At 32.7% G+C, this 21,882-nt stretch carries 24 protein-coding genes; 9 read left to right on the plus strand and 15 right to left on the minus strand.

Annotated elements, in window-relative coordinates; translation table 11 throughout:
- Complete coding sequence (gene mutS, locus IF125_RS09105) at nucleotides 1–2,556, minus strand: DNA mismatch repair protein MutS (RefSeq protein ID WP_225542273.1); 2,556 nt, start codon at nucleotides 2,554–2,556, stop codon at nucleotides 1–3.
- A gap of 80 nt (nucleotides 2,557–2,636) precedes the next feature.
- Here mutS and IF125_RS09110 point away from each other — a divergent pair, with 80 nt between their 5' ends.
- Nucleotides 2,637–3,167, plus strand: coding sequence for an RNA methyltransferase (locus IF125_RS09110; RefSeq protein WP_225539700.1), 531 nt, complete (start codon nucleotides 2,637–2,639; stop codon nucleotides 3,165–3,167).
- Nucleotides 3,168–3,233: 66 nt separating this feature from the next.
- Here IF125_RS09110 and IF125_RS09115 read toward each other — a convergent pair whose 3' ends face one another.
- The 14 genes from IF125_RS09115 to IF125_RS09180 form a co-directional block, all read right to left on the minus strand.
- Nucleotides 3,234–3,686 (minus strand): GNAT family N-acetyltransferase, encoded by a 453-nt coding sequence (locus tag IF125_RS09115; protein WP_225542274.1) that lies wholly within the window; start codon nucleotides 3,684–3,686, stop codon nucleotides 3,234–3,236.
- A 74-nt stretch (nucleotides 3,687–3,760) separates the two neighbouring features.
- The gene (locus tag IF125_RS09120) at nucleotides 3,761–5,128 is read right to left on the minus strand and encodes a deoxyguanosinetriphosphate triphosphohydrolase (protein WP_225542275.1); all 1,368 of its coding nucleotides are present in this window, start codon (nucleotides 5,126–5,128) and stop codon (nucleotides 3,761–3,763) included.
- Nucleotides 5,129–5,208: 80 nt separating this feature from the next.
- On the minus strand, nucleotides 5,209–5,706 hold the full coding sequence (locus tag IF125_RS09125; protein ID WP_171622409.1) for a hypothetical protein: 498 nt from the start codon (nucleotides 5,704–5,706) through the stop codon (nucleotides 5,209–5,211).
- An 11-nt stretch (nucleotides 5,707–5,717) separates the two neighbouring features.
- Entirely contained in the window at nucleotides 5,718–6,530 is an 813-nt protein-coding gene (locus tag IF125_RS09130; RefSeq protein WP_171622408.1) for a TPM domain-containing protein, read from the minus strand.
- Nucleotides 6,511–6,951 carry a TPM domain-containing protein gene (locus IF125_RS09135; protein ID WP_225542276.1) on the minus strand — a complete coding sequence of 147 codons (441 nt, stop codon included), beginning with the start codon at nucleotides 6,949–6,951 and terminating at the stop codon, nucleotides 6,511–6,513. The genes IF125_RS09130 and IF125_RS09135 overlap by 20 nt, the downstream gene beginning before the upstream one ends.
- Nucleotides 6,952–6,966: 15 nt before the next feature.
- The gene (locus IF125_RS09140) at nucleotides 6,967–7,578 is read right to left on the minus strand and encodes a LemA family protein (protein ID WP_171622406.1); all 612 of its coding nucleotides are present in this window, start codon (nucleotides 7,576–7,578) and stop codon (nucleotides 6,967–6,969) included.
- 115 nt (nucleotides 7,579–7,693) lie between these two features.
- Nucleotides 7,694–8,161, minus strand: coding sequence for an ABC transporter ATPase (locus IF125_RS09145; protein WP_225542277.1), 468 nt, complete (start codon nucleotides 8,159–8,161; stop codon nucleotides 7,694–7,696).
- A 116-nt stretch (nucleotides 8,162–8,277) separates the two neighbouring features.
- Nucleotides 8,278–8,469 (minus strand): cold-shock protein, encoded by a 192-nt coding sequence (locus IF125_RS09150; protein ID WP_171622404.1) that lies wholly within the window; start codon nucleotides 8,467–8,469, stop codon nucleotides 8,278–8,280.
- A gap of 18 nt (nucleotides 8,470–8,487) precedes the next feature.
- Nucleotides 8,488–8,907: a cold shock domain-containing protein gene (locus tag IF125_RS09155; protein WP_171622403.1), complete on the minus strand. Its 420-nt coding sequence runs from the start codon at nucleotides 8,905–8,907 to the stop codon at nucleotides 8,488–8,490.
- 305 nt (nucleotides 8,908–9,212) lie between these two features.
- The gene (locus IF125_RS09160) at nucleotides 9,213–10,004 is read right to left on the minus strand and encodes a (Fe-S)-binding protein (RefSeq protein WP_225542278.1); all 792 of its coding nucleotides are present in this window, start codon (nucleotides 10,002–10,004) and stop codon (nucleotides 9,213–9,215) included.
- A 30-nt stretch (nucleotides 10,005–10,034) separates the two neighbouring features.
- Nucleotides 10,035–10,463: an LNS2 domain-containing protein gene (locus IF125_RS09165; protein WP_225542279.1), complete on the minus strand. Its 429-nt coding sequence runs from the start codon at nucleotides 10,461–10,463 to the stop codon at nucleotides 10,035–10,037.
- A 68-nt stretch (nucleotides 10,464–10,531) separates the two neighbouring features.
- Nucleotides 10,532–11,857 (minus strand): (Fe-S)-binding protein, encoded by a 1,326-nt coding sequence (locus IF125_RS09170; protein ID WP_225542291.1) that lies wholly within the window; start codon nucleotides 11,855–11,857, stop codon nucleotides 10,532–10,534.
- 57 nt (nucleotides 11,858–11,914) lie between these two features.
- On the minus strand, nucleotides 11,915–12,889 hold the full coding sequence (locus IF125_RS09175; protein ID WP_225542280.1) for an MlaD family protein: 975 nt from the start codon (nucleotides 12,887–12,889) through the stop codon (nucleotides 11,915–11,917).
- 59 nt (nucleotides 12,890–12,948) lie between these two features.
- Nucleotides 12,949–14,244: an N-acetylmuramoyl-L-alanine amidase family protein gene (locus tag IF125_RS09180; protein WP_225532447.1), complete on the minus strand. Its 1,296-nt coding sequence runs from the start codon at nucleotides 14,242–14,244 to the stop codon at nucleotides 12,949–12,951.
- 72 nt (nucleotides 14,245–14,316) lie between these two features.
- Between IF125_RS09180 and IF125_RS09185 the strand changes: the two genes are divergently transcribed.
- From IF125_RS09185 to accC, 8 genes are all read left to right on the plus strand, one after another.
- On the plus strand, nucleotides 14,317–16,929 hold the full coding sequence (locus IF125_RS09185) for a putative LPS assembly protein LptD (protein WP_225542281.1): 2,613 nt from the start codon (nucleotides 14,317–14,319) through the stop codon (nucleotides 16,927–16,929).
- A 12-nt stretch (nucleotides 16,930–16,941) separates the two neighbouring features.
- Complete coding sequence (locus tag IF125_RS09190) at nucleotides 16,942–17,328, plus strand: RidA family protein (RefSeq protein ID WP_171622397.1); 387 nt, start codon at nucleotides 16,942–16,944, stop codon at nucleotides 17,326–17,328.
- A 9-nt stretch (nucleotides 17,329–17,337) separates the two neighbouring features.
- On the plus strand, nucleotides 17,338–17,814 hold the full coding sequence (locus IF125_RS09195) for a hypothetical protein (RefSeq protein WP_171622396.1): 477 nt from the start codon (nucleotides 17,338–17,340) through the stop codon (nucleotides 17,812–17,814).
- Nucleotides 17,815–17,823: 9 nt separating this feature from the next.
- A complete protein-coding gene (gene pdxA / locus IF125_RS09200; protein WP_171622395.1) occupies nucleotides 17,824–18,897 on the plus strand; it encodes a 4-hydroxythreonine-4-phosphate dehydrogenase PdxA in 1,074 nt (357 codons plus the stop codon).
- 72 nt (nucleotides 18,898–18,969) lie between these two features.
- Entirely contained in the window at nucleotides 18,970–19,551 is a 582-nt protein-coding gene (locus tag IF125_RS09205) for a YceD family protein (RefSeq protein ID WP_225539709.1), read from the plus strand.
- Nucleotides 19,552–19,605: 54 nt separating this feature from the next.
- Nucleotides 19,606–19,803: a 50S ribosomal protein L32 gene (rpmF, locus tag IF125_RS09210; RefSeq protein ID WP_019975824.1), complete on the plus strand. Its 198-nt coding sequence runs from the start codon at nucleotides 19,606–19,608 to the stop codon at nucleotides 19,801–19,803.
- A gap of 125 nt (nucleotides 19,804–19,928) precedes the next feature.
- Nucleotides 19,929–20,411 (plus strand): acetyl-CoA carboxylase biotin carboxyl carrier protein, encoded by a 483-nt coding sequence (gene accB / locus IF125_RS09215; protein ID WP_171622393.1) that lies wholly within the window; start codon nucleotides 19,929–19,931, stop codon nucleotides 20,409–20,411.
- A gap of 19 nt (nucleotides 20,412–20,430) precedes the next feature.
- Complete coding sequence (gene accC, locus IF125_RS09220) at nucleotides 20,431–21,795, plus strand: acetyl-CoA carboxylase biotin carboxylase subunit (RefSeq protein ID WP_171622392.1); 1,365 nt, start codon at nucleotides 20,431–20,433, stop codon at nucleotides 21,793–21,795.
- Nucleotides 21,796–21,882: the final 87 nt, after the last annotated feature.

The raw sequence follows: 21,882 nt of genomic DNA on the forward strand, positions 1-21,882 counted from the left end.
TTATTTACCGAGTTTCTTTTTAATTTCATTCAGTTTCATCAATGCTTCAACAGGTGTTAAAGTATTAATATCTGTGTTCATAATCTCTTCACGAATCGATTCTAAAATTGGATCATCCAACTGAAAGAAACTTAACTGCATATTATCTTGCGTTATTTTCTCCGTTTTATTGGGAATTCCTTCATCTGTTTTGGTCGCTTCCAAAACTTTCAACACATCATTGGCTCTATCCACCACTCGTTTTGGCATCCCCGCCATTTTAGCAACATGTATACCAAAACTATGCTCGCTTCCCCCAGGAACTAATTTTCTCAAAAATAAAATCGTATCTTTTGTTTCTTTAATACTAACATTAAAATTCTTGATACGTTCCATTGATTTCGACATTTCATTTAATTCATGGTAATGCGTTGCAAATAATGTTTTTGGTTTCAACGCACTTTGATGTAAAAATTCTGCAATTGCCCATGCAATCGAAATTCCATCGTACGTTGAAGTTCCTCGACCAATTTCATCCAACAAAATCAAACTTCGTTCCGAAATGTTATTTAAGATACTTGCTGTTTCATTCATTTCGACCATAAACGTAGATTCGCCTGAAGAAATATTATCTGAAGCTCCAACTCGCGTAAAAACTTTATCTATTATACCTAATTTAGCAGCTTGTGCTGGAACAAAACTTCCCATTTGCGCCATCAAGACTATCAACGCTGTTTGACGTAAAAGTGCCGATTTACCAGACATATTGGGTCCAGTAATCATAATAATTTGTTGATTCTCTGAATTTAACTCAACATTATTCGATACATATTGTTCTCCAATTGGTAATTGTTGTTCAATAACTGCATGGCGACCTTCTTTTATATTTAATTCAAAACCATCATTAAGAGAAGGTTTGGAATACGAATTCTTTTCCGCAATTTCTGCAAAAGTGGATAGAACATCTAAAAATGCAATGGCTTTTGCTATTTGTTGAATAGGTAAAAGTTTGGTAATAATTTCTTGTAGAAGATCAATAAACAACTGATTTTCGATGGCTAAAATTTTCTCTTCTGCACCTAAAATCTGTGTTTCATATTCTTTTAATTCTTCCGTGATATAGCGTTCTGCATTGACCAATGTTTGCTTTCGAATCCATTCTTCCGGTACCTTATCTTTGTGTGTATTTCGAACTTCGATATAATATCCAAATACATTATTAAACGCAATTTTCAACGATGAAATTCCAGTTCGTTCTGTTTCACGTTGACACATCTGATCTAAAAAATCTTTTCCAGAAAATTGAATTTTACGTAAGCGATCCAATTCTTCCGAAACACCTTCTCGAATTACATTTCCTTTGACAATCTGATGAGGGGGTTCGTCTGTAAGCGAATCGAAAATCTTTTGAGTCAATTTTTCAATTGGTTCGATTCGTCTAAATAAATCTGATACTTCTTTGATATTCGATTGTTCAGCAACCTCTTTTATATCTTCCGAAATTTTCAAACTTTGCGCCAATTGCAATAATTGTCGTGGCGTAATTTTACCAGTTGAAACTTTTCCAGCTAATCGTTCTAAATCTGTTAATTGAGCCAATTTTTCACGCAAATCATAACGTAAATCACCAAATTTATAGAAATATTCGACAATATTTTGACGACGTTGAATCGATTTTAAATCTTTCAAAACCATCACCATCCAACGATTTAGCAAACGTGCACCCATTGGTGTTTTGGTATCATCTAAAATATTCAGTAACGTAACTCCTTTTGGATGTGGTGAATAAACCAACTCAAGATTGCGAATGGTAAAGGGATCCATCCACACAAAATTCTCTTGATTAAGGCGTTGGATTGAAGTAATATGTTGAATTTCGAAATGATGCGTATCATCTAAATAAGCTAAAATCGCACCTGCTGAAATGATTCCTTCTTTTAGATCTTCGATTCCAAAACCTTTCAAATTCTTTGTTTTGAATAAACTTGTTAGTTTATCAATCGCAAAATCATATTGAAAAGCCCAATCATCTAATAAAAATTTACTTTTGACATCAGAAAAATTATATTTGACCCGTTTTTGATAAATGACTTCACTTGGACGAAACGATTGAATAATTTTCGCAACCTGATCTTCTTGACCTTCTGAAACCAAAAATTCTCCTGTCGAAACATCTAATAAAGCAATTCCAAACGATTTTGAACCTTCGTGTACAGCCATCAAAAAGTTATTCGATTTTGAAGACAGCACCTCATCTTGCAACGCCACACCAGGCGTGATTAATTCGGTTACACCACGTTTTACAATTCCCTTTACCGTTTTAGGATCTTCGAGCTGATCACAGATTGCTACACGTAATCCCGCTTTTACCAATTTTGGTAAATAGGTATTTAAACTATGATGCGGAAAACCAGCTAATTCACTATTATCAGAACCGTTAGCACGTTTTGTTAGCACAATATCTAAAATACGCGAAGCACGCACTGCATCTTCTCCAAATGTTTCGTAAAAATCTCCAACTCTGAATAATAACATCGCATCAGGATATTTCGCCTTGATTTGATTATACTGCTTCATAAGTGGAGTTTCCTTATTCTTTACTACTTTTGTCAAATTATTATAACTTTTGAACAGCTAAGTTAGTCAAAAACGAAGTGATGAGAAAACTAAAATTAGATGAATTAGGTCGAGTTTCGACCGAAGAATATAAAGAAATAGAAAAAAATCCGATTGTTGTTGTTTTGGATAATGTAAGGAGTATGCACAATGTTGGGGCAGTTTTTAGAACATCAGATGCTTTTTTGATTGATAAAATTTATTTGTGTGGAATTACGGCAACACCTCCACATAAAGAAATTCATAAAACAGCAATTGGTGCAGAAAACTCAGTAGATTGGGAATATGTAAAAGATTCGAATGAATTGGTTGCCAAACTAAAAGAAGAAGGTTATCAAATTGTAACAATTGAACAAACAGAAGGTTCAGTTTTATTGAATGAATTTGAAATTGATCAATCTCAGAAATATGCAATTATCATGGGGAATGAAGTGGATGGTGTACAACAATCTATCATTGACCAATGTGATACATGTATTGAAATTCCGCAATCTGGTACAAAACATTCGTTAAATGTTTCGGTTTGTACTGGAATTATTTTATGGAAATGGTATGAAGGATTTATGAGATAGTTGAGATTAAGCGTTAAGCAAAAATAAAAACTCCAAATTTCATAAAATTTGGAGTTTTTTATTATTTTAAAAATTAACTGAGACATTAATCCATTCTGGATCAAAATCAGCGTTGTATTTTTTGTAGAAATTAATGGCTGGTTCGTTCCAATCTAACACTTGCCAAACCATTCCATGATAATTATTCGCTTTTCCGTAAACAATTAACTCATCCAATAATAATTTACCAATTCCAGATCCACGCATTTTTTCGGTCACAATTAAATCTTCCAAATACAATCTACGTCCTTTCCATGTTGAATAACGATCATAGTGTAACGCGATTCCTTCCACTTTACCATCTACTTCTGCTACCAAAGATCCCCAAACTGGTTTTTCTCCGAAGCCACATTCTTCCATTTCTTCTAAAGTTACTGTAACTTCTTCAGGTGCTTTTTCATATAAAGCCAATTCGTGAATTAATTCTAAAATTCGAGGACAATCTTCTTTTCTTGCCTCTCGTATTGTTACATTTATCATTGTTGTGTATTATTTATTTGTATCTTTTTTTGATTCTTCGAGAAGATCAGAATTAAAAACTTCTAACTTAGTACTTATATCGTCATTCCTATTTCTATTCCTTTTATGCGACGATATAACTCTGTTGCATAATTATCCGTCATTCCTGAAACATAATCTAAGATTCCCATCACTTTTTGATATTTAGTTCCTTTTTCATACAAAAATTGAGTAGGAACCAAACGTAAAGCTTTTTTCTCGAATGTCTTTCGTTCTTTTTCGTCTTTTAAGATTGGAGGAATAAATTGAGAAAGTAATTCTGACATGACATTATAACCTGCATTCTCAATCTCTAAAACTGAACGATGATTGTAAATATTTTCGATTGAAAAACGTTGAATTTCGTCCAAAACTCTTTTAGTTACTTGTTCTGTTTCATTTTTGATCACATCTAACAAAGCCGTTTTAAATTCACCTTTTACAATTTGATCAAAATTATTTTGATAGACCTCAACCGATTTTTGTGTCAATAGGTTAATTGATTTTGCACGTAAATAAGCTATTCGATCATTTTTATCTGAAATCGATTTCAATGTATTTTTCGTTTTATCAATTTGGGATGGATCTAATGATTCAACCAAATTCAAGAATAATTTTCGACATTTATCGTGATCAATAATGCCTAAACGTTGCGAATCTTCAACATCAATTATCGAATAACAAATATCATCTGCTGCTTCCACCAACCACACAAACGGATGTCGTTTGTAAATAATGGGTGAATCTTGCTCCATAATCATATTTGTTTTTTCAGCAATTGTTCTGAACGCTTCTTTTTGCGCCTGAAAAAAACCAAACTTTTTACGATGCAATTGACTTTTATCTTTCGCTACAGATTCGCAAGGATATTTTGCAATCGCCGCCAAAGTAGAATAGGTTAAACGTAAACCGCCTTCCGACTTTCCGTTCTGTTGTTGTGTCAAGATTCGGATTGCATTTGCGTTACCTTCAAAATTAATTAAATCAGCCCATTCAGCTTCGGTAAAATATTGCTTCAAATCAGCTTCGTGACGATCAAAATACGACGCAATCGCATCTTCTCCTGAATGCCCAAAAGCGGGGTTTCCAATATCATGACACAAACAAGCAGCCGAAATCACATCGTGAATACTATAATTGTAAAATTCTTGCGATTCATTCGTTAAATCATAATTTTCTGAAACAAATTTCCCAACCAAATTTCCCATCGAACGACCAACAGACGAAACCTCTAACGAATGCGTCAATCTATTGTGTACAAAAACACTTCCCGGCAAAGGAAAAACTTGTGTTTTATTTTGCAAACGTCGAAACGCAGACGAAAAAATAATGCGGTCATAATCGCGCTGATAGGCTGATCGTGCATCCGAAGTATCGTTTGTATTGCTACGCTGATTGGTGTAAATATGATTTAGAAGTTCCATAAACTGATTTAGAAAACGAATTTAACGAATAATGTTCAGTCACAAAAAAATCCGAACGGTTTCGTTCGGATTTTGAATATTTATTTGATATAATCATATAATACTTCAGAATCAAAAATACTTTTTTTAAGTCTTATATTTTTAATTTCATCATTAGGTATTTCGATATCTCCTAGAGTTGTTTTTTGAAAATAGTAATAAATCTTACCATTATTAGTTTCTAATTTTACTATCGGATCATTGTGATCATAAAATTTATCAACATTCTTAATTGGATAATTTATTGCCAAAGCTTTATCTACATTAACATAAAAATCCTTAAAGAAAATAATTGATACAACGTAAATAAAACAAAAACATAATATAAGAATTAACATCCTAAAAACAATAGGCATTTTTTTATATACAAATGCTAAAATAATACTTATCAATAAAGAAAAAAATACAACTATATTAGAACTAAAATTACTATTACCATATAGAGAATACTTCTTAATAAAAAAGAACTCACCTACGTAAAACAATATGTTTAAGAAGCCAATTAGTACGACTAAAACAATTAGTATTTTTTTATTCATATTTAAAAACATTACCAACTACCAGATGCTCCACCGCCTCCGAAGCTTCCTCCTCCGAAACCTCCAAAGCCTCCGCCAGAAGAGCCGCCCCAAGAACCTCCTCCTGAACCAAAACCTCCACTACCGAAAACAGAACTTCCAGTGTTCATAATAATAATGTCATCTAACAGACTTCGTCTGCCACCATTTCCTCCATTTCCATTATTATTTCCTCCTTTACCTTTTGACATCATAATAAAGATAAAGATGAAAAATCCAATAACAAAAATAAGAACAAACCAATCCATTTCGGGTTCATTAGATTTTGGTTTATCTTGTTTATATTGTCCTGCAAATGCTTTAAAAATAGAATTAACTCCAGCATTTATTCCACCAGCGTAATCACCTTTTTTGAAATAAGGAATAATCACTTGATCGATTATGGATTTATTGACACTTGGAGGTAAATAAATTTGAGCTGAATATCCCGTTCTGATAGTAATCTTACGATCTTTTTCACTCAATACAATAACAACTCCGTTGTCTTTACCTTTTGTTCCAACACCCCAATTTTCTCCAATTTCATTTGCAAACGTCTCCAAGGGATAACCATCCAAAGACTCTACTGTTAAGACCAAAATTTGAGTTGAAGTAGAGTCGTTATACGCTACCAATTTTCGTTCTAAATCATTCAATTGCATTGCATCAAAAACGTGTGCATAATCCTGCACTAACTTTTTTGGTGGATTTTTCATCTTAACCAATTCATCTGGTGTCTGCCCAAAAACGGTTAAAATTGAAAAGAAAAATGTTAGAAAAAAATATTTAATTGTAGCTAATTTCATCTGAAAGTTCATTTGTATCATCCTTTTGATAAGGAAAATATTTTTTAAGTGCTTTGCCTGTTTTTTTAATTCCTTCACAAAGGCCTTTTGTATAATTTTCTTTTTTGAAATGTTTGATAACTTCTTCTTTTATATCATCCCAAAAATCATCAGGTGTTACTTTATCAATTCCCTCATCGCCGATAATTGTAAAATTATGATCGGTTGGAGAAACATGGAATAAAACACCATTTCTGTTTTTTGTTTTATACATTTCTAATCTTTCGAAAACCTCTAAAGCTTTATCAAAATGATTTGGAGAAGATTCGAATTCAATATGAATTCGAATCTCACCACTTGTATTTTTCTCGGCTTTTTGAATGGCTTCGATTATTTTTTTTTCATCTTTTGAAGAAAGAAATTGATGTTTCTTTTTTCCCATAGTGATGATTTTTTATTATTTAGAAAAATCTATTGTAGGAGCATTTTCAGTTCCTGCCGCAGCTTCGAAATATCCTTTCTCTGTAAAACCAACAATTCCAGCCATCATATTAGTTGGGAATGTTTTAATTTTAGTATTATACACTTTTGCTGCTTCGTTGTATTTTTTTCTTTCGAATAAAACTTCTTGTTCCATACTTTCAATAGAAGCTTGTAAATTAGTAAATCCTGTTACAGCTTTTAACTCTGGGTATCTTTCTACAGATACCAATAAACGGCTTAATGTAGATCCTAATTGATCTTGCGCAGCTTGGAATTTAGAAATATTTTCTTGTGTTAATTGATTTGGATCATCAATTTTTATTTGATTTGATGTTGCTTTTGCACGTGCATCTATAACAGCAGTTAATGTTTCTTTTTCGTAATTCGCAGCACCTTTTACAGTTCCAACTAACTGATTGACTAAGTCTGAACGTTTTTGGTATGTATTTTCTACGTTCGACCATTGCGATTTTACATTTTCTTGCATAGGTACTAATCCGTTATAAACAGACATTAACCATAGTCCAATAATTACAATTATTCCAACTAAAGCTCCACCTCCAATAAGACATCCTTTGTTTTTCATAGTTATTTTTTATTTATTAATATGTAAAAATAGTATTTTTTCAACAATCTTTTATCAAAAATAAAGCCGAGCTTTTAAGCAAACTCGGCGAAGATATTTTCTACTATTTTAAGGCTTAATTTAGTAATGTTTTAGCCCAACTTTGTTCGATAGGTAATAACCAATTTTGTTTAAAATCGTGTAAAGAAGAAACACCATTATTGAAAACGTTTACATTTTTAATAGCACCTTCTTTTACTTTTTGTTTAAAATTCGGTAATTTTTCGATGAAGATTTCTTCCTCATTTTCGTAAGAAACTAACATACGGTTTAATAAATCAAACGAATAAGCAGCATCTATTTCGCGTACTAATTTCGTCAACTTATCAATTGAGCATCCACTTGCGGTTTCTTGATTTTCGTCTACTGCAACTACAATAAATTGATCATACGGTAAAACAAAATCAGCTAAAAGTTCAGCTCCATGTGCATTCCAATCTGCAATAAAAGTATTTAATTTTGTTGTAATAACTTCTTTTTCTATTGCCGAGAATTTACGATTGGCTTGAAAAATCCAAATTCTTGATTCGTCTGCTAAATTCATTTTCTCTTCATTTAAAATTTGTATTCAAAGTTACGAAATTATTTTAGCTAATGAGCAAAAAGCAAAAAAGGAGATTGTTTCCAATCCCCTTCTTTTAATAAAAACTATGAATAAAATTATATTCTTTTTACATTTACTGCCATAAGTCCTTTTTTACCTTTTTCTAGGTCAAAAGTTACTCTGTCATTTTCATTAACTCTATCTACTAATCCTGATACGTGTACGAAAATATCTTCACCTCCATTAGCACTTGAAATAAAACCAAAACCTTTTGATTCGTTAAAGAATTTTACTGTTCCTTCTTGCATTTATATATTATTTAATAATTAATTTTTTGAAATTTGAGTCGCTCTGTAGCCTTTTTCGCTTATTGCTTTTTTAAACTCTACTGCATCTCCTACTTTTAATAATTCTTTCGATTCTTTGAAATGGAAAAAAACTTTCTCTGTAGAATTTGTTATTTTGATAAATCCAAAACCTTTCTGATCGTTGTAATTATCAACTACACCTGTTATAAAAACATCTTTATCTTCTGATCTAGAGTTATTCAATAAATCCTTTTCTTTGTCTTGAAGGTGAGGAGGAATATCTGTAAAGTTTCCTAAAACATCAACATAAACAATCATTTCTTCTAATGATTTTCCTTTGTTATTATTTTCTTTACGATTTTCTCTTTTATTTTTTTTCTCTATTTTTTTTAATGCTCTTTTTTTATTTTTTTCCTTTTTAGATGTGGAATCTGCCATAGATATTTTTTATCAAATTTTATTGTTACTTATATAAAAGAGAGATAAAAAAATAAATACCCAACTAAATGAATATCAATTCTAGAGTAATAATTTCGAAGTACAAAAATTAATAAAATGAGTTGACTGAAGTCAAAAAATATAATTAAAAAAGTAAATTAAAGCTTAAAATCTTGTCTCTAATACTTTGCAAATGTACATCTAATATTTTAAGTATTCGTCATTCTATCCAATTCATTTTTTTTTAAATAAAAAAACCGCCTAAAAAGAGGCGGTTTTACAACGGTTATATTTTTTGAAATTAACTATAAATCTTTCGCTTCCATAATTAATTCAGCTAAATCTTTTACTAATACAGTAGATTCTTTCTCAAAATGTTTTACCCCATCAGTCATCATTGTATTACAAAATGGGCAACCAGTCGCAATAATATGCGGTTCTTTTTCTAACGCTTCTTCTGTACGCTCGACATTAATGTCTTTGTTACCTTTTTCTGGTTCTTTGAACATTTGAGCACCGCCTGCACCACAACATAGTCCACGTGTTTTACAACGTTTCATTTCAACTAATTCGGCGTCTAATTTTTCAATTAATTCACGAGGCGCTTCATACACATCATTTCCTCGACCCAAATAACATGGATCATGGAACGTGATTCGTCTACCTTTGAATGTTTCAGAACCTTCTAGTTTTAATTTACCTTCGTTGATTAATTGTTGAAGATATTGCGAATGGTGTAACACTTCGTAATCTCCTCCTAAACTTGGGTATTCATTTTTCAGGGTATTGAAACAATGCGGACAAGTTGTAACAATTTTTTTTACCTCGTAAGCATTCAAAACTTCAATATTCATCATTGCTTGCATTTGGAAAACAAATTCGTTTCCTGCTCTTTTTGCGGGGTCCCCCGTACAAGATTCTTCTGTCCCTAAAACTGCAAATTCGACTCCGATGCTATTTAAAATTTTAACAAATGCTCTTGTTATTTTTTTAGCTCTATCATCAAAACTTCCGGCACAACCAACCCAGAACAAAACTTCTGGTTGTTTACCTTCGGCCATATACTGAGCCATTGTTTTAACTGTAATACTTGACATATTTTTTTGTGTTATTTGATTGGATTTGGTTTAATGTTTACCATCATCAAATACCTGAATGGAAACATTTTTTTCAACCAAATCTGTAAATTTACCATTGTATCGTGTTGCTTTTACTAAATGGTTGTCTACCCAATGGTAATTACCTCCACGAGGTTTCCCCATTAGAAGTCCATGATATTTAAAACCATGTTTTTTCAACCAAATTTCTGTGTATTCACGATGTTCTTCTATACGCGATGTGAAAAATGTAATAATATGCCCTTCGTCATACCATTTATTCAACGTTTCTAAAGCATCTGGATAAACAGCTGCAGTTAACATACGTTCTGGTTCTTCGTTAGGAATATCATCGCAAATTGTTCCATCAATATCAATTAAATAATTTTTGATATTCTCTGGTAAAATAGGACTTACTCTTTCTCCGTTTTCAATTTTTTCCTCTAAGAAATTTTCCATGTGTGTGTTGTTTTTGTATTATTTTTAAATTAATAGTTCTTCGAGAATGAGTAATTGTATTTTACAATTTAATCATTTGCCCAGTTCAATCTATCTGCATTATTAAATTGCCAAGGAGCTCCATTGTTTTCGACATTTGTCATCATCATATTTAACTCTTGTGGCGCAGCAGATTGTTCCATGACTAAATAACGACGCAAATCAACGATGATTGATAATGGATCGATATTTACTGGACAAGCTTGTGCACAGGCATTACAAGATGTACACGCCCATAATTCCTCTGGTGTAATGTAATCATTGACAAGCATTTTTCCATCATCAACAAACTTCCCATTTGTGTCGATATTTTTACTTACTTCTTCTAAACGATCACGTGTATCCATCATAATTTTACGAGGAGATAGTTTTTTACCTGTTAAATTTGCTGGACATTCGGCTGTACAACGACCACATTCTGTACATGTATAGGCATTAAGTAATTGCACTCTATTTAAATCAAAAATATCTTTTGCACCAAATGTTTCAGGTTCGCCTTGTGGTTCAGCGGGTGCTGCATATGGATCTGCATTAGGATCCATCATCATTTTTACCTCATCTGTTACAGCTTGTAAGTTGTTGAATTCTCCTTTTGGTTCCAATTTAGAAAACCAAGTATTTGGAAAAGCCAAAACGATGTGAAGATGTTTTGAATAATATAAATAATTTAAGAAAAAGAAAATCCCAATGATGTGAAACCACCAAGCTGCTCTTTCTATAAGTGTAATAAATGTAACATCATCAAACTGACTAATTATTGGGGCTGTTAGCCAAGATGAGATAGGAAAAGATCCTACTTTTGCATAATGTTCTGCTCCCATTACTTGCAATACTTGATCTGCTCCATTCATTGTAAATAAGGCTAACATAAATGCAATTTCCATAATAAGAATATAATTTGCATCGTCTTTTGCCCAACCTTTCATTTCTGGTTTCCAGAAACGTCCAACTTTTACGACATTTCTTCTGAAAAGGAAAATGATACATGAAATCATAACCAAAAAGGCTAAAATTTCGAAAAATGCAATCATTCCGTTATAGAAACTTCCTAAGAAACTAAGCACACGGTGCGTTCCAAACACACCATCGATAATAATTTCTAAAACTTCGATGTTGATTAAAACGAAACCTACATATACAAAAATATGCAAGATTCCTGCTAACGGACGTACTGTCATTTTACCTTGTCCTAACGCGACACGTGCCATCGTTTTCCATCTTTCAGCTGGATGGTCTAAACGATCAATTTCTTTTCCTAATTTGATATTACGTATCAGTTTCTTTACATTTTTTGCAAAGAACCAAATACTCCCAATCATAATTAAGAGAAAAATTACATTTGGAATGTACTTCATCATTTTTTATTAGTCTTTTTTGTGAGTTTTGAGTTTTAATATTTTTTTTAATCCATGTTATGGTTGTACTGGTTGTTTTTTACCAAAAACAGAGATATTAACATAGCGACTTGGATTTTTCTTTAAATCTTCAACCAGCGCATTCATATTTTTAATAGCAGCTTCCAATTCATTGGCAAGCGTTTCATCTTTTGCTAATTTTCCTAAAGATCCTTTTCCATTGTTCATATCTTCTAACAAGATATTCAAATTATTGGATGCTTTTTCAAAATTTTTGATTATTTGATCCAACTCTAATGCATTCAATTTATCTGCAGTTTCACCAAATTTATCGACTGTAGCTTTTGCAGAAGCCATTGTTGCGTTTGCATTGTTAAGTGTCGAATTTAATGTTTTTTCATTCGTTTCAATCAAACGATTTGCACTATTTGATGTTGCTGTTAATGATTTTGCAGTTTTATCAAACGAATCAATTGTGTGGTTTAAATTTCTCAACATGGCTTTAATATCTTGCTGAGTTGATGGATCTAATACATTGTTTACACTTCCTAATGTTTGATTAAAGCTTAATAAAACACTGTCCAATTTTGCTTGCGTTGGTGTTAATTGCTTTGACAAACCGTCTAACATTCCTCCTGCAATTCGTCCTTGTAAAAAATCTCCGTCTTTTGCAATATCTGGTCCGTAATCCAACAATAGCCGAACCTCTGGGCCAGACATAATTCCTGGTTCATAAATTTCCGCTACTGTTTTCTTCGAAAACTCGATGTCTTTTTCTACAGAAATCACCACTTCAAAATAAATTGGTTTGGCTGTATCTATAATTTTGATTTCTTTCACCTGACCTACTCTCAAACCGTTTACAGAAACAGGTTTTGAAGGTGCTAATCCATTTACATTTTCGTATTTCACTGTAAATAAACGTCCTGATGAAAAGATATTTTGTCCTTTCAAAAAATTGAACAACATAAAGAAACCTACTAAGGTTAACAAGGTTATGATTCCAATTTTGAATTCTTTAGATAATTTCACTTGATATGATTTTATGCAAAAATAAAATTTAATTTGTAAAGAAACACTTTATATTACGCTTACATTGGTTCTTCACCATTAAATGTAACGATAAACGCATTTCTAAAACCTTTATCTTGAACTTGTTTCAATGTTTTTTGAGCTGCTTCCATTGTTTTATCTGCACCAAAATAATATTTTTGGAGTCCACCTTCTTTCACCCTCAATACATTTGTAAGTCCATTGAATTTATCGTCTTTATCTCTATATTTTTTATTAGATGTCATGAATTGTACTCGGTAGTTTTTACCACCTTCTAATTTTTTATTTGTTTCAAATTCAACAATTTTAGCACCTGAAAAACCTTTACGTTTTACTGTTTGCAACAAATCATCTGCTCGGGATTGTAAATCTGTTTCACCATAATAGTACACATATTTATCTCCTTCTTGAATAACGTCTAAATCTGTTAAACCCCTCAACTGTGGCGACGTGGCAGAAAATTTCATCTTAGATTCCATTACCTTGATCTTCAATTTTTTTCCTTCTACAGGTTTTTCAACTTTTTTTACAGTTTTAGGTTTTTCTTCCTCATATTCTATTCCACTTCTTCGATCGTATTCTTTCTTGAATTGTTTGAACGCTTCATAAATTGTTTGAGAAGACTGCTCTTTTCCTTCGTTAGAGGCTAAATAGTTTCCTTCATCATAATTCGAAATAAATCCTAACTCTACCAAAACAGAAGGTGAAGCATTTCCTCTTAAGACGTGAAAATTAGCTTGTTTCACTCCTCTACTTTTTCTGAAATCTCGGTTTACAAAACCTTTTTCGACTAAATCTGCAAAACGAATCGATTGCTCTTTATAAGCTGCATTCATAATTTCGAAAGCAATAACAGCCTCAGGATCATTTGGATTAAATTTTTCGTAACGTTCTTGATCTTTTTCTAAAAACACAACTGAGTTCTCGCGTTTCGATACTTCGTCTGTTTCGTTTGATCTTTTCAATCCCATCACAAATGTTTCTGTACCCGTCGCACTTTTATTATCAGCCGAATTACAATGAATGGAAACAAATAAATTTGCATGATTATCATTCGAAATTTTTGTACGTTCCCACAATTCTAAAAAAACATCTGTATCGCGTGTTAAAATAACTTTAACATCTTTGTGATTTTTCTTTATTAATTCTGCTAATCTTTTCGAAACATCTAACGTGATATTCTTTTCATAATCAGCGACTCCCCTTGCTCCAACATCTTTACCACCATGACCAGCATCTATAACAATTACAAAATTTTGTTTTTTTTGAGCAAATGAAAGTGTAGAAAATACCAACATCATCGCAAAAAATAAATACTTTTGTATGTTAATCATTTTTAAACTCATACTATAGGTTTGTTTTTTTGATTAATTTTGACGCAATTTATAAAAAATAAGTTTTTCAATTTGTTTACAAAGGCAATTAAATCGATTTTATTTTTTAGTCCAGTTATGGTTTGCACCATTTCTTTTGGGCAAGTTAAGCAAAATAATAACGATAAAGATCACTCTAAAATTGTTTCTGATTCTGTGAAATTAGATACGATTATCCCTGTAAAAGAGAAATTAGAGTTTGTAGTAGAGCACAGTTCTGAAGATGAAATTCATAACCGTAAAAAACGTATGACTTACCTTTTGCGTAAGGCACATGTTGTTTATGGTGACATGACTATTGATGCCGATTACATAGAATTAAACTGGGATACGGGTGATGTATATGCCGAAGGTAAACGTGATTCTATTGGTAACATTATTGAAAAAACGAAGTTTACACAAGGTCAACAAGAAATTTTGCAAGATGCTTTCAAAGTAAATTTCAAAACGAAAGTCGGAATTGCGTATAACATTCGCATGACACAAGAAGAAGGAATTATTATTGCTGATAAAGCCAAGCGCGTCAACGATTCGGTTATGTTATTGAAACGTGCTGATTTTACAACGGATACTTATTTTAAAGAAGGAAAAGATACACGTCCAGATTATTTTCTTCGTGCCAAAGAAGGAAAAATGATTGATAAAAATGGTAAGAAAACCTTGATTACCGGACCTATTAATATGTGGATTTATGATGTTCCTACCCCTTTAGCATTACCATTTGGGTATATTCCAGCAATGGGCGCAAAACGTGCAGCTGGAATCTTAATGCCACGTCCAGGTGAACGTACAAATCTTGGTTTCTTTATCGAAGATTTAGGTTTTTATGTTCCATTTGGTGATAATTTCGATTTAAAACTTTCTGGAGATATTTACACAAAAGGTAGTTGGGCAGCGAGAGCTGAATCGAATTATAAAAAACGTTATAAATACAATGGTAGACTATCGGCAAATGTAGAAAATCGATTAACTGGAATTAAAGGAATTACAGATGGAGCAAATGCATTCTCTAAACAAAATCTGTTTGGTGTAATGTGGTCGCATAGTCAAGATCCTAAAGCAAATCCGTATTGGTTATTCAACGCAAATGTCAACTTTTCGAGTTCAAAATACTACCGAGAATCTGTACGAAATCAGTACATTAATACAGGAGATGTTTTCACAAATAATGTCAACTCATCTATTAACTTGACGAAGAACTTTGAGAACGCACCCTTAACAGCTCAATTGAGTATGTCGCATTCTCAGAACTACAATACGGGTGATATTAACATTGCATTTCCTCGTCTTAACTTAACCATGTCTCGTATTTTTCCATTTGCAAAGAAAAATATGCCAAAAGAAGGTTTATTACAAAACCTTGGACTAACGTATAGTATGCAAGCTGGAAACGAAGTGAACACAAATGATAACGATATTTTCACAGATAAAATGTGGAAAGAACAAATGCGTATGGGTGCAAATCACAAAATTGGTTTACAGACAGGAATAACACTTGCTAATTATTTTCCATTAACCTTATCATCAGATTACAATGAAGTTTGGGGTGATAATCGTTTAATTAAACGTTACAATTCAGTGAATGGAAAAATTGAAGACACAACTTTAAAAGAATTTAATTCGTATCGAACATTTAATTTCAATGCTTCTGTTTCAACGAATATTTATGGCTTATACCTTAATCCTAACAAAGATGCTAAAATCTTAGGTATTCAACATGTGATTACGCCTTCAATTGGCTATAGTTACACACCAGATTTTCAAGGTGAGTCTTGGGGATATTACAAAGCTTACAAAGATCAAAATCAAGAAGAAATATGGTACAATCAATACCAAGACATGTTGTATGGTGTAGGAATTCCAGGATTGACTAATTCCTTAAATTTTGGACTTTCGAACAATTTAGAGATGAAAGTAAAAAATGATAATGATCCGAAAGGTTTCAAAAAAGTAAAGATTTTTGAATACTTACGTTTAAGTTCATCCTATAATTTTTCTGCAGAAGAATTCAAACTTTCTCCTATAAATATTAATGGAATGACTTCTTTATTTGACCGAAAAGTTAATGTTCAATTTTCATCAACCGTAAATCCATACAAAATTAGACGCTACATCAATGCTTCTGGTAATGAAGTTGCAGAATATGTTGACAAAATGGGATTAGGAGATCTTCGTATTTCGAATATGACATTAGGAACTGGATATACATTTGACAACAGTACATTTGGTGGAAAAGGTTTCGATGCCAAGAACTATAAAAAAAGAGGAACCGTACGTGACGAAAATTTCTATTACGACAGCGATAATTACGCACAATTCGCTATTCCATGGAGTTTAACGGCTAACATCAGCTATAACTACACAAAAGGAACACAGCGAAAAGGAGATAGCACAGGTTCTATTGCATTGAATGGTAAAATCTCTCCAACACCTTATTGGGCAATTTCAGCTAACGCTACATACGATTTTATTACGAATGAGATCACCTATGTTCGTTTCGGATTTGAACGAGATTTACGTAGTTTTACTTTATCGTTTAACTGGACTCCAATGGGAACTTACAAAAGTTATGATTTCTTCATCGGAATCAAAGCTTCGATCCTACAAGATTTGAAGTATAACGACAGATCAAGACTTAATTACTAAAAATATCAAAACATGAAAAAACAAATTATTCATACGAACAAAGCGCCACAAGCTATCGGACCATATTCGCAAGGAGTAAAATACAATGGTTTTCTTTACACTTCAGGACAAATTCCTTTTAATGTAGAGAAAAACGAATTAGTAACATCAAGCATTCAAGACGAAGTACACCAAGTCATGAAAAACGTTATCGCTATTCTTGAAGAAGGCGGCACAACAATAGATAATGTTGTAAAAACAACAATTTTCGTAAAAGATTTAAACGATTTTAATGCCGTAAATGAAGTGTATGCTTCTTATTTCAATGATACAAATTACCCTGCGCGAGAATGTGTAGAAGTTGCTCGTTTACCCCGCGATGTAAATGTAGAAATATCTGTAATTGCGATTGCAGACTAATAAATAATTATGCTTAAAGACAAAACTGTATTAAGAAACACTATTGCTGTAATTGTAGGATTAATTGTCATCTATGCAATTCTTCAATTTGGACTTATATACAATGCGAACAGATTACATTGGGATGATAAAATTTTCCCTGAATGGCGACATGTCATCAAATACTTTTCGCACGGAGAAGGAAAAAATTTTAAAGTTCAATTCTTTGGATCAATGTTAGCAATTAGCGGAATTGCTGCTTTAGTTGGAGGTGTCATCACCGCATTACTTGTAAAAAGAGCAAAACAAGCCTACACCATGTTTGTCGGTTTTATTGTTTTAATCGTAGCATTAGGTGATGTATTATTCACACCATATCACCCAACTTGGTACGAAATTGCTATTTGTCCTGTTTTATTCTTTTCATCATGGATTGGAGGTTTAATTGTAGATTTGATTTACAAAAAGTTTTTCAAAAAACACAAACCATCAAGCCAATCTTATTAAAATTAAATTATGTCTGAAAAAGATAGAAAACCAAGAGTTGCCATTTCGATTGGCGATTATAATGGAGTTGGAATAGAAGTTATTCTAAAAACTCTACAAGAAAAAGAAATGACAGAGTTTTTTACTCCTGTTATTTTTGGCTCAACAAAACTCTTATCTTACCAAAAAGATAAATTAAAATTTGACCGAATCAATTTTCAAGGCATTCAAGATGCAAGTCAAATTGTTGACGGTAAAATAAACGTTGTTAATCTTTGGAAAGATCAAATCGATGTTCATTTTGGTAAAATAACCAAAGAAGCTGGCGAACATGCTTATCAATCTCTAAAAGCTGCAACACAATCTGTAACAGATGGCTTTACTGATGTTTTAGTAACCGCTCCTATAAACAAAGACAATATTCAGTCCGAAGATTTTAATTTTCCTGGACATACAGAATTTTTGGGTGCAGTTTGGGGAGGAAAACCCTTAATGTTTCTGGTTTCAGAAAAACTAAAAGTCGGTTTGGTTACACAACACATTCCAATAGGTGAAGTAGCAAAAAACATTCATACAAAATCTGTTTACGCTAAAATTCAACAAATTCATAAAAGTTTAGTAGAAGATTATGCAATTTCAAAACCAAAAATTGCAGTTCTTGGACTTAACCCTCACGCTGGTGATAATGGTTTGTTGGGTTCTGAAGAAAAAGAAATTATTTCTCCTGTTATCGAACGATGTATCAACGAAAATCAATTGGTCTTCGGCCCTTATTCAGCTGACAGCTTTTTTAGTCCCCATAATTTAGATGCATTTGATGCTGTTTTAGCAATGTATCACGATCAAGGTTTGGTAGCCTTCAAAACCATTAGTTTTGATGAAGGTGTAAATTATACAGCTGGATTAAAATTTGTTCGTACCTCTCCTGATCATGGAACAGCTTACGATATTGCAGGAAAAGGAATTGCAAACGAAGAATCTTTTAAAGAAGCTATTTTTACAGCAATTGAATTGTTCAAAAACCGAAACGAATATCAAGAGTTAACTAAAAATGTATTGCAACATATTCCTCTAAAACTAGAGAAAGGCGATAATAAAGAATAAAAAATTAAAATAAGTTGTAAAGAGCTATTAATTTTAAATAAATTAGATTATCTTTGCACACCTTTTTGTGGTATGGACAAGTTGAAAAATTATAATATTATATTTACAAGCTTGCCTTTTGGTAAGAGTAATTTTACGTTCGAATTATCACAATCGTTCTTTGATTTATTTGAAATTGAGCAAGATTTTGAAAATCCTACGATGATTGCATCAATCATTTTAGATAAAAAATCAACAATGCTCGAGTTAGAAATTAGCTTAAAAGGAAACATTACTGTTCCTTGCGATTTAACTGGAGAATTGTTTCAGCAAGAAATTTCGAATAATGCAGAATTAATTGTTAAATTTGGCGACGAGTTTGACGATACTGATTTTGAAATTTGGGTTATTCCTCGTGAAGAATACCAAATCAACCTTGCACAAATTCTTTATGAATTAGCAATGTTATCAGTACCAACAAAACGAATTCATCCTGATGTTTTAAATGGAGAAAGTAATTCTGAAATGATAGACTTACTTGATCAGTATAGCATTTACGAATTAGACGAAGATGCAGAAAACGATGAGGATGAGGATGACAACGATAATGGTGATGTCGACGATAATGACGACATTGATCCACGTTGGGCAAAATTGAAAGATTTGAAACCTTAATTGGTTTTTATTATTAAAATAAATTATAGAAATAAAGAAAAAAAGTAGTTAGATATGGCACATCCTAAGAGAAGACAGTCGTCAACAAGAAGAGATAAACGTAGAACACACTACAAAATCGAAGCTCCTCAATTAGCAATCGATAAAACAACTGGTGAAGCACATTTATACCACAGAGCTCATTGGTCTGACGGGAAATTATACTACAAAGGAAAAGTAGTATTAGAAAAAGTACAAGAAGTTACTGAATAATATAATCTTATAAAGATTTTGAAGCTGTTTCTATAAAAGAAACAGCTTTTTTTATTTTTTTTTCAATACCTTTGAAATCGTTTTATTAAAACAAACATAAAGGTCAAATAAAAAAACCGCATTATATGGACATTAAAGACATTCAAAATTTAATTAGATTCGTATCAAAAGCAGAAGTTGCTGAAGTAAGCATCAAACAAGATGACATCGAGATTAAAATCAAAACTTTAGCAAGCGTACCTGCGCAAGTTGCGTCTCAACAATTTTATGTACCTCAAGCTCCTGTAGCACAAGCTGCAGCGCCACAAGCGCCAGCTGCTGCACCAGCAAACAACTCTACGACTCCATCAGAAGAAGAAAACAGCAATTTAATCACAGTAAAATCTCCTATGATTGGAACATTTTACCGTTCAGCTGGCCCAGGAAAAGAACCTTTCGTAGGTGTAGGTGACTCTATCGCTCCAGGTAAAGTATTATGTATTGTTGAAGCAATGAAATTATTCAACGAAATTGAATCTGAAGTTTCTGGTAAAATTGTTAAAATCTTAGTGGACGATGCAAGTCCAGTTGAGTACGATCAACCATTATTCTTAGTTGATCCAGCTTAATCAATTACATCTAAAAATTATGTTTAAGAAGATATTAATCGCTAATAGAGGTGAAATTGCAATGCGTATTATACGTACTGCAAAAGAAATGGGAATCAAAACGGTTGCTGTTTACTCTAAAGCGGACGAAACATCTTTACACGTACGTTTCGCAGACGAAGCGGTGTGTATTGGTCCTGCTCCAAGTAAAGATTCATACCTAAAAATGGCTAACATCATCGCGGCTGCAGAAATTACAGACGCGGATGCTATTCACCCAGGTTATGGATTCTTATCTGAAAACTCTACTTTTTCTAAAATCTGTGCATCTAACGGAATAAAATTCATTGGAGCGCCTGCTGATAATATCGACCGTATGGGAGATAAGGCAAATGCTAAAGCTACAATGAAAGAAGCAGGAGTACCTGTTGTTCCTGGCTCTGACGGTTTGTTAGAAAGCTATGAACAAGCTTTAGAGGTTGCGCGCGAAATAAAATACCCTGTAATGATGAAAGCTACTGCTGGTGGTGGTGGTAAAGGGATGCGTGCAATTTGGAAAGAAGAAGATTTGTTACACGCATGGGAATCTGCTCGTACAGAAGCTGCAGCAGCTTTTGGTAACGACGGTATGTACATGGAAAAATTGATTGAAGAACCTCGTCATATCGAAATTCAAGTTGCAAGTGACCAAAACGGTAAAGCTTGTCACTTATCTGAGCGTGACTGTTCTATTCAACGTCGTAACCAAAAATTAGCAGAAGAAACTCCTTCTCCTATTATGACAGACGATTTACGTAAACGTATGGGTGAAGCAGCAGTTAAAGCTTGTGAATATATCGGTTATGAAGGTGTTGGTACAATTGAGTTTTTAGTTGATAAACACGGAGACTTCTACTTTATGGAGATGAATACTCGTATCCAAGTAGAACACCCAATTACAGAACAAGTAACAGGATTCGACTTAGTTCGCGAACAAATTATGTTAGCAGCTGGTGAACCTATTTCTGGTAAAAACTATTACCCTCAAGGACATTCAATCGAATGTCGTATCAATGCAGAAGATCCATACAATGACTTCCGCCCTTCTCCAGGAAAAATCACAAATATTAACATTCCTGGTGGTAATGGTGTCCGTGTAGATACACACGTATACGCTGGATATACAATTCCACCTAACTACGATTCGATGATTGCAAAATTAATCGTAACAGCACAAACACGTGAAGAAGCAATTCAGAAAATGAAACGTGCATTAGGTGAGTTTTATATTGAAGGTATCAAAACAACAATTCCTTTCCATTTACAATTAATGGATCATCCAGATTTTGTAGCAGGAAACTATACAACGAAATTTATGGAAGATTTTCAGTTTGATGAATCTTACGCAAATTACGGAGAACTATAAAATTATAGCATCTAAATATAAAAGTCCAGTAGAATCATCTACTGGACTTTTTTTATGTCAATCTGACAGATGTTTTCTATTGGCTTA

It is taken from the genome of Empedobacter stercoris (assembly GCF_020281205.1).
Classification (GTDB): domain Bacteria; phylum Bacteroidota; class Bacteroidia; order Flavobacteriales; family Weeksellaceae; genus Empedobacter; species Empedobacter stercoris.

Bases quoted from the DNA above. Each gene is read 5' to 3' on its own strand.
- mutS (WP_225542273.1), bottom strand. From the start codon at position 2,556: ATGAAGCAGTATAATCAAATCAAGGCGAAATATCCTGATGCGATGTTA.
- IF125_RS09110 (WP_225539700.1), top strand. From the start codon at position 2,637: ATGAGAAAACTAAAATTAGATGAATTAGGTCGAGTTTCGACCGAAGAA.
- IF125_RS09115 (WP_225542274.1), bottom strand. From the start codon at position 3,686: ATGATAAATGTAACAATACGAGAGGCAAGAAAAGAAGATTGTCCTCGA.
- IF125_RS09120 (WP_225542275.1), bottom strand. From the start codon at position 5,128: ATGGAACTTCTAAATCATATTTACACCAATCAGCGTAGCAATACAAAC.
- IF125_RS09125 (WP_171622409.1), bottom strand. From the start codon at position 5,706: ATGAATAAAAAAATACTAATTGTTTTAGTCGTACTAATTGGCTTCTTA.
- IF125_RS09130 (WP_171622408.1), bottom strand. From the start codon at position 6,530: ATGAAATTAGCTACAATTAAATATTTTTTTCTAACATTTTTCTTTTCA.
- IF125_RS09135 (WP_225542276.1), bottom strand. From the start codon at position 6,951: ATGGGAAAAAAGAAACATCAATTTCTTTCTTCAAAAGATGAAAAAAAA.
- IF125_RS09140 (WP_171622406.1), bottom strand. From the start codon at position 7,578: ATGAAAAACAAAGGATGTCTTATTGGAGGTGGAGCTTTAGTTGGAATA.
- IF125_RS09145 (WP_225542277.1), bottom strand. From the start codon at position 8,161: ATGAATTTAGCAGACGAATCAAGAATTTGGATTTTTCAAGCCAATCGT.
- IF125_RS09150 (WP_171622404.1), bottom strand. From the start codon at position 8,469: ATGCAAGAAGGAACAGTAAAATTCTTTAACGAATCAAAAGGTTTTGGT.
- IF125_RS09155 (WP_171622403.1), bottom strand. From the start codon at position 8,907: ATGGCAGATTCCACATCTAAAAAGGAAAAAAATAAAAAAAGAGCATTA.
- IF125_RS09160 (WP_225542278.1), bottom strand. From the start codon at position 10,004: ATGTCAAGTATTACAGTTAAAACAATGGCTCAGTATATGGCCGAAGGT.
- IF125_RS09165 (WP_225542279.1), bottom strand. From the start codon at position 10,463: ATGGAAAATTTCTTAGAGGAAAAAATTGAAAACGGAGAAAGAGTAAGT.
- IF125_RS09170 (WP_225542291.1), bottom strand. From the start codon at position 11,857: ATGAAGTACATTCCAAATGTAATTTTTCTCTTAATTATGATTGGGAGT.
- IF125_RS09180 (WP_225532447.1), bottom strand. From the start codon at position 14,244: ATGATTAACATACAAAAGTATTTATTTTTTGCGATGATGTTGGTATTT.
- IF125_RS09190 (WP_171622397.1), top strand. From the start codon at position 16,942: ATGAAAAAACAAATTATTCATACGAACAAAGCGCCACAAGCTATCGGA.
- IF125_RS09195 (WP_171622396.1), top strand. From the start codon at position 17,338: ATGCTTAAAGACAAAACTGTATTAAGAAACACTATTGCTGTAATTGTA.
- pdxA (WP_171622395.1), top strand. From the start codon at position 17,824: ATGTCTGAAAAAGATAGAAAACCAAGAGTTGCCATTTCGATTGGCGAT.
- IF125_RS09205 (WP_225539709.1), top strand. From the start codon at position 18,970: ATGGACAAGTTGAAAAATTATAATATTATATTTACAAGCTTGCCTTTT.
- rpmF (WP_019975824.1), top strand. From the start codon at position 19,606: ATGGCACATCCTAAGAGAAGACAGTCGTCAACAAGAAGAGATAAACGT.
- accB (WP_171622393.1), top strand. From the start codon at position 19,929: ATGGACATTAAAGACATTCAAAATTTAATTAGATTCGTATCAAAAGCA.
- accC (WP_171622392.1), top strand. From the start codon at position 20,431: ATGTTTAAGAAGATATTAATCGCTAATAGAGGTGAAATTGCAATGCGT.